Annotated in this window: 13 protein-coding genes; 1 reads left to right on the top strand and 12 read right to left on the bottom strand. The window is 50.4% G+C overall.

Features of this window, described 5'->3' with window-relative positions; translation table 11 throughout:
- Window positions 1-13 precede the first annotated feature (13 nt).
- From ABGT74_RS08715 to proS, 8 genes are all read right to left on the bottom strand, one after another.
- Window positions 14-1,264: an ABC transporter permease gene (locus ABGT74_RS08715; RefSeq protein ID WP_346705217.1), complete on the bottom strand. Its 1,251-nt coding sequence runs from the start codon at window positions 1,262-1,264 to the stop codon at window positions 14-16.
- Entirely contained in the window at window positions 1,261-2,019 is a 759-nt protein-coding gene (locus tag ABGT74_RS08710; protein WP_346705216.1) for an ABC transporter ATP-binding protein, read from the bottom strand. Before ABGT74_RS08710 ends, ABGT74_RS08715 begins: the two co-directional genes overlap by 4 nt.
- A gap of 10 nt (window positions 2,020-2,029) precedes the next feature.
- A complete protein-coding gene (locus ABGT74_RS08705) occupies window positions 2,030-3,964 on the bottom strand; it encodes an HlyD family efflux transporter periplasmic adaptor subunit (protein ID WP_346705215.1) in 1,935 nt (644 codons plus the stop codon).
- 101 nt (window positions 3,965-4,065) lie between these two features.
- The gene (locus ABGT74_RS08700) at window positions 4,066-4,578 is read right to left on the bottom strand and encodes a hypothetical protein (protein WP_297282587.1); all 513 of its coding nucleotides are present in this window, start codon (window positions 4,576-4,578) and stop codon (window positions 4,066-4,068) included.
- A gap of 127 nt (window positions 4,579-4,705) precedes the next feature.
- Window positions 4,706-5,617, bottom strand: a complete 912-nt coding sequence (locus ABGT74_RS08695) for an SPFH domain-containing protein (RefSeq protein WP_297282586.1) — start codon at window positions 5,615-5,617, stop codon at window positions 4,706-4,708.
- Window positions 5,618-5,644: 27 nt separating this feature from the next.
- Window positions 5,645-6,088: an NfeD family protein gene (locus tag ABGT74_RS08690; protein ID WP_297282585.1), complete on the bottom strand. Its 444-nt coding sequence runs from the start codon at window positions 6,086-6,088 to the stop codon at window positions 5,645-5,647.
- A gap of 125 nt (window positions 6,089-6,213) precedes the next feature.
- Window positions 6,214-7,080: a mechanosensitive ion channel family protein gene (locus tag ABGT74_RS08685; RefSeq protein WP_297282584.1), complete on the bottom strand. Its 867-nt coding sequence runs from the start codon at window positions 7,078-7,080 to the stop codon at window positions 6,214-6,216.
- Window positions 7,081-7,114: 34 nt separating this feature from the next.
- Window positions 7,115-8,554, bottom strand: a complete 1,440-nt coding sequence (proS, locus tag ABGT74_RS08680) for a proline--tRNA ligase (RefSeq protein WP_297282583.1) — start codon at window positions 8,552-8,554, stop codon at window positions 7,115-7,117.
- Between the two features lie 77 nt (window positions 8,555-8,631).
- Between proS and ABGT74_RS08675 the strand changes: the two genes are divergently transcribed.
- Window positions 8,632-8,925: a carboxypeptidase-like regulatory domain-containing protein gene (locus ABGT74_RS08675; protein WP_346705214.1), complete on the top strand. Its 294-nt coding sequence runs from the start codon at window positions 8,632-8,634 to the stop codon at window positions 8,923-8,925.
- Window positions 8,926-8,928: 3 nt separating this feature from the next.
- On the opposite strand, the gene ABGT74_RS08670 is transcribed toward ABGT74_RS08675, so the two are convergent.
- The 4 genes from ABGT74_RS08670 to ABGT74_RS08655 form a co-directional block, all read right to left on the bottom strand.
- A complete protein-coding gene (locus ABGT74_RS08670; protein WP_346705213.1) occupies window positions 8,929-10,746 on the bottom strand; it encodes an S-layer homology domain-containing protein in 1,818 nt (605 codons plus the stop codon).
- A 60-nt stretch (window positions 10,747-10,806) separates the two neighbouring features.
- Window positions 10,807-12,561, bottom strand: coding sequence for a threonine--tRNA ligase (thrS, locus tag ABGT74_RS08665; RefSeq protein WP_346705212.1), 1,755 nt, complete (start codon window positions 12,559-12,561; stop codon window positions 10,807-10,809).
- 341 nt (window positions 12,562-12,902) lie between these two features.
- Window positions 12,903-14,639, bottom strand: a complete 1,737-nt coding sequence (locus ABGT74_RS08660; RefSeq protein ID WP_346705211.1) for a serpin family protein — start codon at window positions 14,637-14,639, stop codon at window positions 12,903-12,905.
- Window positions 14,640-14,734: 95 nt separating this feature from the next.
- On the bottom strand, window positions 14,735-15,271 hold the full coding sequence (locus ABGT74_RS08655; RefSeq protein WP_346705210.1) for a YcxB family protein: 537 nt from the start codon (window positions 15,269-15,271) through the stop codon (window positions 14,735-14,737).
- Window positions 15,272-15,349: the final 78 nt, after the last annotated feature.

Below are 15,349 nucleotides of genomic sequence, written 5' to 3'. Positions count from 1 at the left end.
TGCCCACCTCGCTTTATTGCGTACGCAGCGCATCAACCGGCTGCAAATTAGAAGCCTTATTGGCAGGATAAAGTCCGAAAATGATACCAATCAGTGCAGAGAACAAAAACGCACCGAGGATCAGTCCCAGCGACGGCAAAACCGTAAACTGCTCTATCGTTGGCATATAGCTGCTCGACATCTGCTGCATCAACAACAAGTTGCCTAAGATAGCAGACAAAAAGCAGCCTAAGACAATACCTATAATACCGCCGAAACACGATACCACCGCGGCCTCTACCAAAAATTGTCCAATGATATCCCGTTTGCGTGCACCAATTGCCATACGAATACCAATTTCGCGCGTGCGCTCTGTCACGGAAACCAGCATGATATTCATAATGCCAATGCCGCCTACCAATAAAGATATACCCGCGATACCGCCGCCAAGTAACGCAAACATGTTTGCGGAAGCCTCGGACTGTTCCTGCCACTGGCTATTGGAATATGCGCTGAAATACCCGCCGCTGGACTCGCAGCGGCTCTGCATGAATTCCGGCAGTAACGTATCAGTCAGTTCGGAGATATCTTCTTTGCTCGCTGCCTTGATGACGTATTGCTTATCCGACATACCGCTCATACTCATCATACTGTTCTGAAGCGTATATGGAAAAACAATCAACTGATCTTCCGTATTCAGTTTTCCTTCATATTTTCCTGCATAGACTCCGATTACTTCAAAGCTTTTTCCGCCAACGCGCAACTTTTGTCCCAGAGGACTCATTGCGCCGAAAAAGTACTTTTGCAGTGTTTCTCCAATGACACAGACACGCGCACGGCTGTCGCAATCCTCTTTTGAGATATCGCGCCCAATGGAAATGCTTCGGCTTGTGACCTCGCCATAGTCCTGATTGCCGAAATACATATAAGTCATGCCATTTTCATTGGTCAGCTTTTGTCGACGATACTGGATGCCATCGCTTTGCCAATCATAGTATTGGCTTTGCGGCGACCACGCAGCTACTTTATCCGCAAGCTCTGTATCGAGGTACTCCTCAAAATCCTGCCAATCCCGGCTTTTGGCACCATATCCATATACATCAATACGGTTCACACCCATGGCCTCATATTGTAGACGTTGTAGCTTGGTACCACCCTGAATATAGGCAACAATCGCAATAACCGAAGCTACGCCAATAATGATGCCCAGCATCGTCAGGATAGAGCGAACCTTATTATTCATAATGGACTTAAACGCCATTCGAACGGTTTGCAGCCAATTCATACATCCAATCCTCCTTTCGAGGGAGCATCGGAAATGATATGTCCATCTTGAATGGTGACAATTCTCTTTGCCATTTGTGCCAAATGGTTATCATGTGTAATCAGAATGATGGATGTTCCCTGCTCATTCAACGTGGAAAGCTGACGCATAATTTCCAGACCTGATGCAGAATCCAAATTGCCTGTTGGCTCGTCAGCCATAATGATCGGGGGTTTTGCCGCAACTGCGCGTGCAATGGCAACGCGCTGCTGCTGACCGCCCGACATTTCTCCCGGCCGGTGATCCATTCGTTTTTCCAGACCAACCGAAATTAGGGCATCCGTCGCCAGTTGTCTTCGCTCTTCCTTGCTCATACCACGATAAATCAGCGGTAATTCAACGTTTTCCAGTGCAGTCAGCGCGGGAATCAGATTGAAGCCCTGAAATATGAAGCCAATTTCTCTATTTCGAATGCCGGAAAGAACAGATGGTTTCATATCACTGACCGCTTGGCCATTCAAATAATACGTGCCATAGGTCGGAATATCCAAACATCCTAAAATATTCATTAGAGTGGACTTTCCCGAACCGGACTGTCCCAAAATGCAGAGAAACTCTCCCCATGGAACCTCTAAAGAAATATTATCCAGAGCGCGGACTTCATTTTCCCTGCCCTCGTTATAAATTTTACTCATTTGCCGGACATCAATCAGCAGATCGCTCTCTTCCACTCCCTGCTTTGCTGCATCCGACTGAGGCGCTTTTCTCCAAAACATAGCGCCCTCCTTATCCAACGGCGATAGCAGTGCCGCCGGAATCCATACCCATATCGGCATAAAGATCCTGCGGTCCTGCAAGGAATACCGTCGTTCCCTCATCAATGCCCCAAAGGATTTCCGTATTGGTAGAATCTGCAATGCCTACCTCTACCGGCACCAGCACAAATCCCTCGGGAATATCCTCTGTTCCTTCCGGAATCGGCAAGGTTTCACTGAAAGGAATCTCTTCCCCATTCTCATCGGTCAAAGGCTTAGCAAAAACCGCCGTACCGCTATCCGTATTCACGATTGCGCGCGATGGAACCATCAAACAATCCATGGACGACGCTGTTGTGATTTGGAAATCCACCATCATACCGCTGTAAATAGACTGGCCTTCAATGGGGTCGATTGCAATGACAGCACGGAACGTCGGCATACTGCCCTGCCCACCGCCGCTGCTATCCTGTGTCGGTTCCAATGCAACAGAATCCACCATACCGGTCAACGTAAGCTGAGAACCATCATAGTTGTACATGCTCATGGTTGCAGGCTGACCGGGCTGTACTGCACCGACATCCGTAGACAAAATATCTGCGTTGACAACAATATCATTGAGATCTGCTACAACGACCAAAGCATCCGTTCCGCTTACATCTTGATCCGCTACTGCATTGACACTGACTACAACGCCGTCAATAGGAGATTCAATCGTAGCATTTTCGATCAGCTTTTTCAGTTCCGTGATCCGATCCTGCTTATCCTTTACCAGCTTCTGTGCAGTAGTAACGCCAGTCTTCGCAGTGGTAACACCATTTTGCGCCGTCTTCACTTCATCCTGTGCGGAATCACTGGTCAAGCGCATGATCGTCGCACCACTACTATAGCTGTAATAATCAATTCCGTTTACTGCGCTGATTTCGCCGCTGACCTGCGCCGTAACCGCCTCTTCGCGATTATACTCCAGCGTTCCAGACTCAGCCGGATATACTGTGCCTGCCTCACCGGCAGAAACCGTCGCGGTTGCCACCATGCCCTTGGTCAGCGTTCCCGGATTCTGCATAGAAACCACGACCCGGAACATTTTTACGCCATCCGCTGAAATCTTTTCGGATTTTTCAACCGAAGAGACCGTACCGGTTATTTCGCTCATCGCAGAAGGAATGGACACCGTAGCAGACTGCCCACTTTTGATATCGTTCATGTATGCCGAACTAAAATACAGAGAAAGCGTCATCTTACTGTCATCCACCATATGACCGATGACTTCCCCTTCACTGATCTGCTGTCCTACACGAAATGTCGTCGTATTTCCTTCCGAATCTGTGACCGGGATAATTTTACCGGTAAACGGCGCAGTAATATTGAGCTTATTCAGCTTCTTTTGCGCCGCATTTACTGTATTCTGTGCCTGCGTTACTTCCGCCTGCGCAGCAGTGACCGACCGCTGGGCTTCCGCCAGTTCATTCTGCGCGGTTTCCAATTCCTGACGGGTTTCCGTCGGATTCACCACAACCAGCTTATCGCCCTTTTTAACTTCGTCGCCTACCTCGACCAGAACATCGGTTACCTTGCCTTTCAGGTCACGTCCAAGTTCCTCACGCTTTTTGGCTGCTGTAACGCCGCTGCCTTCAATATAGGTTTCCAGCATACCTCGTGTCGCCACAGCAGTGGTCTCTCCTTGCAACTCGGTACCTGTGTTCCGTGTTTTCCACACAAGGAAAATGCCGGCAGCAAGCAGCAAGACAATCACTGCAATACCGATCCCAATACGCACACCTTTGCCGAGACGGCTTTTCTTTTTATTCATCTTATCCGCATATTTATTGCGCTTGGGTGCAGCCGCACTTTCTTCTGCTGCCTTATTTTCTGGCGAAGCTACCACTGCTTTACCGCCTGCTTTGGCAATATGCGCACCGCCTTTGGCAGCCTGCTGAGACTTTTGCTTGTTTTCTTCGCTCATAACAGTGTTCCTTTCTTTTCTCTATCCTGAGTTAACGAATAGAAATTTTTCACAGAAAAAATGATCCTATCAAATGATTAGCTTCTTGTTTGCGCAAGCATTCAAGATTCCATAAATCGCTTAAAAAAAGAATACACCTTTTCCGGTAATTCCTCTAACGTACCGTCGTTGACAAAGATGCTGTCATATGTATAATTGTCGACACCATCATCCGATCGGTTACCCAGAGCACCACGGGCCTGCTCCAGTGCTGGTCTATGCACCAAAACAGTCTTGCAGTCCCCACCGACCGCCTCGCAGAAGCGTGCAATTGCTTCCGGCTCCCGAATATGAACAAACAGAATTTCTGCATCACTGTGCAGAAACTCCTGATATTGGTTCATACAATACCGGAACGGCAGATCATTAAATTCTGTGCAAATTTCCTTGAGACGGGATAAAAAACGCCTTGCTTCCGGTGTCTTAATCCCATCCCATCCAGCTGAACGTGCGACTTGAAGAATTGGAGTAATGGAAGATATGTTTTTTACTTTCCAAACGGCAGCTGCCAGCTCACAGATCGTATCCTTTCCAACTCCACCGCTGCCATTGATTACAAACACATGCTGATGCATCGCTCTGCTCCTCCAAAGCACACATTTTAACTCATATAGTTTATCATAAGACATATCACGTTGCAAGCCGAGGAAGATAAAATCCAACGAAAAGCAGCCCGCTCAATTCCAGCGGGCTGCCTAATATTCACTTTTCGGCCTTCGGATCGGTGATTACTTCTTTGAAAGAAGTTGCCAAACCAGCAAGAGCCTGAATCTCACTGGGGATGATAATCTTGGTGGCCTTTCCATCCGCTGCTGCACTGAAGGCTTCCAGCGACTTGAGTTTGATGACCTGCTCGGACGGAGAAGCTTGATTGAGCATCGCAATCGAGTCTGCCAGCGCCTTTTGCACCGTCAGCAGCGCTTCCGCTTCACCTTCCGCTTCCTTGATCTTTGCCAAGCGATTTGCTTCCGCCGCAAGAACCGTCGCTTCCTTCTCACCTTCTGCAACCAAAATCGCAGACTGCTTTTTGCCTTCCGCAACCAGAATGGATTCACGGCGTTCGCGCTCTGCCTTCATCTGCTTTTCCATGGATTCCTGAATTGCTGCCGGCGGAATGATATTTTTCAGTTCCACACGGTTTACCTTAATACCCCAAGCATCCGTTGCCTCATCCAAAATGGAGCGCATTTTGGTGTTGATGATATCGCGGCTGGTGAGCGTTTGATCCAACTCCAAATCACCGATGATATTTCGAAGCGTGGTTGCCGTCAAATTTTCTATTGCAGCCATCGGGCTCTCAATACCATATGTGAACAGCTTAGGATCCGTGATTTGAAAATACACAACCGTATCAATCTGCATCGTAACGTTGTCCTTCGTGATAACTGGCTGCGGCGGGAAGTCCACAACCTGCTCTTTTAGTGTCACTTTGCGCGCCACACGCTCAAACAGCGGTACCTTCAGATGCAAGCCGGTATTCCACGTGCACTTGTAAGTTCCCAGACGTTCTACAATAAAAGCCTTTGCCTGCGGAACGATCACAATATTGCTTGCCAGGAACGCAATCAGCAAAATCGCCAGAATAATCCATAATCCATAAATCAAAAACGGCATATTGTTCTCCTTTACTCCACAAAAATCTTATCCAACCTTTTGCACCATGGCTTTCACACCATGAATCGCAACTACTTTAACAGCCATGCCTTCCGCTATGACAGAATCATCTATGCTGCGCGCTGTCCAAGTTGCTCCCATAATTTTAACAGCGCCAGTCTCGTGAATATTATCAATCTGTTCTGTTACAATTGCTGTTTCGCCGATAATGCGATCCGCATTGGTGGGTTCATTCTTCGTTTTGAGAAATTTACGGCAAAACGGACGAACCAATGCAAGCAATGCTGCAGAAAACAAAACAAAAATAACCAATTGAGCAGATACTTCCAACGAAAGGCTGGCGGCAATCAATGCGGCAACACCGCCAACAGCAAACCAGATGGCAGACAGATCTAGGGTGAAAGCTTCTACAGCAACACATAGAATTATGACAGCCATCCAAACATATAGGCTGTTAATTCCAAACAGCATTTATGATCCCTCCTTTTGAAAACAGTATAGCATGAACCTATAAAAAAGTACAGCAAAACCATGATAGTGGATAAGCAGAACGCATCAACAAAAACAGGCTGCCCTGATGGGAAGCCTGTTTCCCATTATTTTTGCATCACGACCATATGGGGATATGCGATATCAATGCCATTTTGTTCATATAGCTTTTTGATATTCTCCAATACCGAACACTTTAGGCTAAACGCTGTACTGTTATCCTTTGCCCACAATGATGCGCGCAGCGTAACCGCAGAATCAGCGAGCTCCAGCACAACCACCTGCACCTGCGGCACACCTGCCGCCTTTTGTTCCGGCGTGCGCACATCCATAAAATCAGGTTGACGCTGAATTTCTTCTGCCAACAGTTTCTTGGCCAGATCAATATTGGATTCATAGGTCACGCCAATCTGCATGAAAACACAAACTTTGCTATCCGCATAGTCAGCATTTTCAATGATTGAGCTGTTCATTTTGCTATTAGGGATAATCACACGCTTGTTTTCCCATGTGCGAATGGCTGTATGATGCAGCGTGATTTCTTCAATGACACCTGAGATGTCATTATCGATATACCGCACCACATCGCCCATGCGAAACGGTTTGAATGCCAATATCATCATACCGCTGACCACACTGCCCAGCGCCTCCTGCGCGGCAAGACCAGCCACTACAGCGATCACGCCGCCAGCAGTCAGAAGTGTTCGCACTGCACTCGACAGCAGGGGGATACTGTATACTACCACCATCACGCCCGCAAAGTATACTGCTGCAACCGCGATATAACGGACAAATCCAAGTATGGTTGCCAAACTGCTATTGCTCTGCCTGTGGCGTTCAACCAGTCGTCGCATCACTCGATTGACAATTCTGGCCAGCAAGTGTGTAACTGCTAACACAACGATTGCAAAGACAATCGAGCCAACCACCGCACCGATTTCCGTGCTTAAAAAGCTCTGCACCCATTCCAACATGGGCCTACTCCTTCCCTATTATCTGCCGAGCAGATCAATACGCGATGCCCCAGACGACCATCTTGTGCGCGGGCTTGCCGCACACCGGACAGACATCCGAGATCTGTTCCTGTTCAAACGGCATACAGCGGCTGGGCATGCCGGTCTCTTCCTTGACTTTTTCCTCACATGCCAGATCACCGCACCACATAGACTTGACAAAGCCAACATGATCTTTCATGATCTCCTTCATCTCATCCAAGCTCTTGGCCGTGTAGGTATGCTCCTCGCGGTTCTTCAGCGCTTTTTGGAACAATGCCTTCTGGATCTCTTCCAGCAGTGCAGGTACCGTGCTTGCCAGATCTTCAAACTTAACTACCGTCTTTTCACGGCTATCACGACGCACCAGCACGCACTGACCCTGCTCGATATCACGCGGGCCAACTTCGAGACGCAGCGGTACACCCTTCATCTCATACTCGGCAAACTTCCATCCAGGGCTGTTATCGGACAGATCGATCTTCGCGCGCACACCGGCCGCCTTGACCACATCCAGCAGCTCCTGCGCCTTTTCGGTCACGCCCGGCTTGTGTGCTGCAACCGGAATGACGACCAACTGGGTCGGCGCGATGCGCGGCGGCAGCACAAGACCCTCATTGTCACCGTGGGTCATGATGATCGCACCGATCAGACGAGTGGAGACACCCCAAGAGGTCTGCTCCATATACTGCAAAGTATTATTCTTGTCGGTATACTGCATATTGAATGCCTTGGCAAAACCGTTGCCGAAGTAATGGCTTGTGCCGGACTGCAATGCCTTACCATCATGCATCATCGCTTCGATCGTGTAGGTCTTTTCTGCACCAGCAAAGCGCTCCTTCTCGGTCTTTTCTCCCTTGAGCACCGGCATAGCCAAATATTCTTCACAGAACGTCGCATAAATGTTCAGCATGCGCAATGTCTCTTCCATCGCCTCTTCCGCAGTGGCATGCACAGTGTGGCCCTCCTGCCACCAGAACTCACGGCTGCGCAGGAACGGACGGGTGGTTTTTTCCCAGCGAACAACCGAGCACCACTGATTATACAGTTTGGGCAGGTCACGCCACGAGCGGACAACCTTTGCATAATGCTCACAGAACAGCGTCTCCGAGGTCGGGCGCACACACAGACGCTCCTCCAGCTTTTCCGAACCACCATGCGTCACCCATGCGCATTCCGGTGCAAAACCTTCCACATGATCGGCTTCCTTTTTCAGCAGACTTTCCGGAATGAAAATCGGCATTGCGACGTTTTCGTGTCCAGTCTCCTTGAACATACCATCCAGCGTTTTCTGAATATTCTCCCAGATTGCCTGTGCATACGGACGCATAATGACACAGCCTTTAACCGAGGAGTAATCAATCATTTCTGCTTTTTTAACAATATCCGTGTACCACTGCGCAAAATCCACATCCATGGATGTGATCTCACTGACCAGTTTTTTCTTATCTGCCATAATAGTGTTTCTCACCTTTTTCATTAAATTTTCATAAAGTGTCAGTAGAACTTTGTATCAGAAAGGGGTTTGCCCCAGTGAATTATTCGCAATCGTTTTTTGTCAAACCCGCAGCCAATGAGGTAGTTGAAACCAAAGTCGCCCTATCAGCCGACCAGCGTCCCGCACTGCTCGGCACCGTGTCCGGCGCGGACGGAAAAGCTGCCTCCGGCGCACTCGTTACCATTTACTGTGCAGACGCGCCGGAAACTCCAGTCGGTGCACTGTACACCGATGATCAAGGACAATTCGCCTTTGGACCGCTTGAACCGGGGCGTCTGTATCATGTCAAGGTATTCCGTCGCTCGGACAATTTTCGCGCGCTTGAGTAGCGGTTAGTCCGCGCCGACACCAACGCCCAGCGCATCGAGACGCGCCTGCTCTGCCGTACATTCTTCTTCCGTATAGCCGGAATATCCCATGCCAGGCGTATGAACCAACGCACGCAATCTGCCGTTCTCCACCGCATATTCATATCGATACGTATCGCCCATGCCCATCACATAGGTATAAACCACCTGTACTGTTCCGTCTTTCGCTTTCGAAATCTCCGAGAAAGTAAGCCCGTGATCCGGCTCATCTGCCAGCAACATCTGACGTGTGCCGTCCTGCGCAATGCGAAGCACCTGCGTCCCTGTCAGGGTAAAGACACCGCCACCAGAAAAGCCGGGACGCTCATCAACCGGAGATGTGAGCAGCACATAACTGCCGTCCGCCGGATCAATTTCGCAGTCATATACCGGCGTATCTATCACCTGCGTCAATACACCGTCCGTCACCCGGTACAAACCTGCTGTACCCCAAACCTCCGTGCCGTTATCGCTCTTCAAATTAGGTGCAAACAGGCTGCACCAATAGGCAATATACTCCGCATCCTCCGACTCCATTCCTTCCGGAACCGGATAGGCATTGTCCACTGTAAAACTGCCGGCCGCCTTGCCGTCCCATGTCCATGCAGAGATCACTGTATGATCTGTCGACACATTTTGTGTCACCAGCAGACCATCCTGCATCACCTTGACCAATTTTTCGCCGGGGGCAAGCGGCAGTTTACGGATACCATCTTCCTCAAGGCAATAAAAAGTACTGTCGTCATACTGGAATACACAGCCTTCCTTGCCTTGTAGACAAGAAAACATCACCAGATTTCTCGTGTCTTCCGACAGTTCCATCACGGCTTCCACCGCAGTGCCGCGTACTGCACACAGGATATTGTTCTCCTGATTCGGTTCCGTCAGCACCAGATAATCCGTCCGGCCAGCGCGACCCAGCGCGACGGTCTGGCTGCCCGATGCGCAGCGCAGCAGCTCGGTCGTTTGCAGCGTATAAGGATCTATCCAAAACAGCTGGTACTCCTGTCCCGCTTCGTTCCGTTCGCCGTATACTCCATTCAGTTGCGACGCATACAGAGCATAGATCCGTTCATCGCTGCACCGTGCCACCGGAACCCCTGCGATCACACAGGACAACACCATATCCGAACCATACGGCGTACTTCCGACCCGCTTATATTCACGGCGCAGTACATTCCATGCCGCGTTTTTTAGCTGCTCCGTAGTGAACACACCTTGATTGATGAGCTTCTGTGCTACCGTAAAACCGTTGGTATCTTCATATTTGGTATAATACTGCTCCAGCAGCCGTACTGACAATGAAACCGCGTCCCCACGGACAAAACCAGCTTCGTCACATGCAGCTTCCTCCGCGTCACCGTCATACAATAGAAGTTCATAGGACGCATCATCTGAGGCGGCACGCGCAAGAAACGTACAGTACTGCCTGCAAGTGACATTCTCTTCCGCACCATAAATAGTGGTGGAGACACCCTTGGTCAGCCCGCTTTCATACAGCCAGCCGACATAGCTGTCCGCCCACTGCGGCACATCGGTAAACGGATGCGCCCAATCACCGGAAAGTGCTTTGTCCTCCGCGCCGAGCAACCGCGTGAGCATTGCGGCGGCTTCCGCACGCGTCATGGGCTTTTCCAGTTCAAACCCCTTTTCCGTGCCGCGAAACAGACCGAGATCACATAGCATCTGCGCCTGTGCTTCGGTATCGCCCGGATAACCGTTGTCAATCGTGCCGACGTTCGCCGCTCCCGCGGCGAATGTCGACAGCATGCAGACAACACAAACAGCAATCAGCTTTTTCATACCAAGATCCCCTTTCGGTATGCGGCCAGCCTGCGAACTACCCTGCCGGAATGCGCTTTCTTACTTCAGTTTTTCCTTGACTTCATAGCTGAGTTTCTCAATGAACTCAGAAAGTTCCATCGGCGTAGTCTCGCCGGTCTTGCGCTCGCGCACAGAGATGATGCCCTTTTCTTCGTCCTTGTCTCCAATGACGATCATATACGGTACCTTGTGCACCTGCGCCTCGCGGATCTTGTATCCAATCTTCTCGTTACGGTCATCCATAGACACACGGAAGCCCGCTTCGGTCAGCTGGCGCATAACTTCCTGCGAGCACGGCACGTTGCGGTCGGTCATCGGCATGACGCGCACCTGCTCCGGCGCAAGCCACGTCGGGAATGCACCGGCAAAGTGCTCAGTGATAACACCGATGAAGCGCTCGATCGAACCGAGCACAACGCGGTGGATCATGATCGGGCGATGCTTCTCGCCGTCCGCACCAATATACTCAAGCTCAAAGCGCTCCGGCAGCTGGGAATCCAGCTGGATCGTGCCGCACTGCCAGGTGCGGCCAAGGGAATCAGCCAGATGGAAGTCGAGCTTCGGGCCATAGAACGCGCCGTCACCTTCATTGACGACATAGTCCTTGCCCATCTCCGTGATGGCTTCCTTGAGGATATCCTGATTGTGCTCCCACTGCTCAACCGTACCGATGTGATCCTCCGGCATGGTGGACAGCTCAATCTTATAGGTCAGGCCGAAGACCGAGTATACCTCATCAAACAGCTTGACGGTATTCTTGATCTCGTCCTTCATCTGCTCCGGGGTCATAAAGATATGCGCATCGTCCTGCGTGAAGCAACGCACGCGGAACAGACCATGCAGCGCGCCAGACAGCTCGTGACGGTGTACCAGACCCAGTTCGCCCACGCGCAGCGGCAATTCGCGGTAGGAGTGCGGCTGAGACTTATAAACCAACATGCCGCCCGGGCAGTTCATCGGCTTGATCGCAAAATCCTCTTCGTCAATGACCGTGGTATACATATTGTTCTTATAATGATCCCAGTGACCCGAGCGCTCCCACAGCTTACGGCTCAGGATAACCGGCGTGGAAACCTCCACATAGCCGTACTTCTTATGCACCTCACGCCAGTAATCGATCAGCGTATTCTTGAGTGTCATGCCATTGGGCAGGAAGAACGGGAAGCCGGGACCTTCCTCGGTCAGCATAAACAGGCCAAGCTCCTTTCCAAGGCGACGATGGTCGCGCTTCTTGGCTTCTTCGAGCATGTTGAGGTATTCATCCAACTCGTCCTTCTTCGGGAAAGCCGTGCCGTAAATGCGCTGGAGCATCTTGTTCTTGCTGTCGCCACGCCAGTATGCACCGGTGACGTTCATCAGCTTGATACCGTTGCCCTTCACACGTCCGGTCGAATCCAGATGCGGACCAGCGCACAGGTCGGTAAACTCTCCCTGCTTGTAGAACGAAATAGTCGCGTCCTCCGGCAGGTCATCAATCAGCTGCACCTTATACGGCTCTTCCTTTTCCTCCATCAGCTTGCGAGCTTCGGCACGCGGCAGCTCAAAGCGCTCGAGCTTGAGCTTTTCCTTGCAGATCTTCTTCATTTCTGCTTCAAGCGCGTCGAGGTTTTCCTGCGTAAACGAAAACGGTGCGTCAAAATCATAATAGAAGCCGTTTTCGATCGACGGGCCGATCGCGAGCTTGACTTCCGGATACAGGCGCTTGACCGCCTGTGCAAGAATGTGTGATACCGTATGACGATAGGTATCGCGGTATTCCGGGTTTTCAAACGTGTACTTGTTGTCTTCGGACATAATGGTGTTCCTCCTTTTTGTTTTGCGGGGAGAACAAAAAAAGCCCACCCCCGACATCAATCAGGGGTGAGCTTATACTAAACCCACGGTTCCACCCTGCTTGCAAGCCTGCTTATAGACTTGCCGCTCTGGAGTCCGTAACGTGGACGAAACGCCGCGACATACTGTGTTTTCCGCCGCGGAGCTCAGGAATCGGTGCCACTATACCAGCGCCTGCGAACGCTTTCAGCCGCGTCGTCCGCTCTCTGACAGGTGCTTAGGAGTATCTATGGGATTTCCGTCATCGCCTTTTGCAACTATATGTGACTATATTATACCCCAAAGCACGGTTTGTCAACCAGTTATTGTGCCATTTCATACCGGCCGACAAACAGAATCTCCTTATTTGCGTTATCACGGATCACAAACCAGAATGGACAATCGGCAGTGAATTCACGCACCAGTTTCGGACGGGTCTGCTCGGCAGAGCCTCCAGCGTCTACTGCGGCAGTGACGGCCGCCGCCTCGGTGCCCTTTTCGTCGACAGAGATATACACCTTTTGCAGCACGGTATCGAGGAAGTGCTGTTTGCCGGGCAAGCCAGTCGAATCAAGCATAGCCGTCAAATCGGCCTTTTCCGCATCATAAGCTGTTTCAACACCAAGCGCCTTCAGAGCATCATCCAGCGCCGCGCTGTATTCAACCTTGAATTTAGGAATAGAGACATTAACATCGCCGTAAACGAATTCCGCCTGATCGAGCAAATGCTGCACGTCGATCTCCTTATCCGCTTTGATCAGATACATGCTGAAATCTGCGTCGCGGAAGTATTCCCAGTTGTCACCCTCGGCATTATCCACCGCATATTTGCGATAGTCCATTTTGAGCGCTTCAACGCCCGGCGTGGCATAATAACCGAAGCCATCGGACTGGTGCATCATATCGACGGTTCCGGCTGTACCATCCGCATTTTCAAAGTCAGCCTTTTCCGTATTGTGTTCATAAAATTCGTTTGCCCACGCTGCCTTAAAATATACGGCATTAACCAACGCCGTGACAAATTCGCGGTTATCTTCGGTCAGGATAGAAGGAATTTTGCCGTTTGTCTTTTCGTTTGCCCATGCATTGACCCGCTCGACCGAGTCTTTGTTTGTGACTTCCTCAACCGTCGCGCGATAGTCCGCCTCCATAGTTTTCAAAAAATCCGACAGAAATTCGCCCTTACCGTCAAACCAGCTTTGGTTGATCCAAATAGAGTTTGCCGTATCCAGCGACATAATGCGAGCATAGCTGTCATACGTTTCCAGCAATTCCTTCACACTCTGGTTAAATGCTTCCAGATCGTCGATCTGCAAAGCATCCAGCAGTTCAGCTTGCGTTTCGCCCTTGGCACCGTTTGCCAGCATGGCAAGACACAGCCGCGCGGAATAAGGCGACAGCACCCAATTCCCCTCCGGCGCAGCCGCACGCACCAGCGCGTCGGCAAATATACCAGCCTCTTCCGGTGTCCAGTAGGCGCTTGCTGTCACGGCATTCGCATTGGTGATCCAATCTGCCGCCTCTTCACCAGATGCCAAACCATTTGGCTGAAAATCAGACATGCCCTTTGTGTCGATCACACCATACAGCCAACACTGCATCACCCCATGCTTCGCCCAGTCCGCGACGTTATCCATCGAAGGGGAACCAGTACCGCAGCCAGCCGGCAATTCCGTATAGCGATAATCCAAATACCGCCCGAGGAACGCCGCAGCTTCCTGCCGGGTGATATCATCATCAAGCCGCAGTGTACCGCGGTCTTCTCCCTTACCATCGCCGTTCAAAACCCACTTGGCGAACGCCCACTTAACGCCGTCAGACGCTTCTGCACCGTCCACAAAGTAATCTGCCATGTCGATCCACGCACTGTCTGCCGGATTTTCACCAGATGCGATTGCCAGCGCTTCCAGAAACTCTCCACGTTTAACCGTTTTGGATAATTCCTGCATAGTTTGCTCTATTGGATACCCACATACTGCCTGCTCCTGTGCTGCACCGGCGGTCACCGGTAGCAATAAGCACAGGCTGAGCACCACCGCCAGCATTCTTCGTTTCATCATGATCCCCTCCATTCGTTTCATTTATTTGGTTAGACGTACCATATCACACGCTGTTCCCCTCTCAAAACAAAAAACTCCCCCTTAGGGGAGTTTTTTCAGCACTTAAGTGCTTCATCTTGAATATGCGCGGTGATGCGTTCATAAAACGCTTTCTTCTGCGTCTCATCCTCAAACGCAGAAAACGGCACAATCACAGCAGAAAACTCATCGACAAAAATATAATAATGCCCAGCATCCGTTGCAGTGCGCTGCACAGCTTCATATTGGTAAACTGTATCCTCGTTTTCGCCAGACAGCTCAAATTCGTCCTCGCGCAGTGTCAGTGTTTTCGGACCGCACAACTGCTTGTTATTGGCATTTCTCAGGATGCGCTCTGTGTTTTTGACTACCTTACGCTTCATATACCACGGCGTTCCGAAAAAGCACAGCGCCGCCAATGCCAAATACACGGCCACCGATAGAACACTAAGCCCCTTGACCCAGTACATCAGCACTGTACCGCCCACAACGACAAGTACCGCCGTAGCAATGCGCGTCATCAGGATGCTACGCTGTATCATCGCGTTGTTGACGAAATAATTCAGGTTAAAATCAATATAATCCTGCTTGGTAATGTCGTAATGCAGTTCCATGTATTTTCTCCTTTTCCAAGCCCAGCGGGCTCTCTCGCACACATTATACCGAAAAGAATCTGCAAAAGCAAGTCAAAG

Origin of the sequence: uncultured Agathobaculum sp. (genome assembly GCF_963927765.1) — a bacterium.
Taxonomy (GTDB): domain Bacteria; phylum Bacillota; class Clostridia; order Oscillospirales; family Butyricicoccaceae; genus Agathobaculum.
Note: the sequence above shows the minus strand (reverse complement) of the source record. Positions and strands in the feature narration are given on the sequence as shown.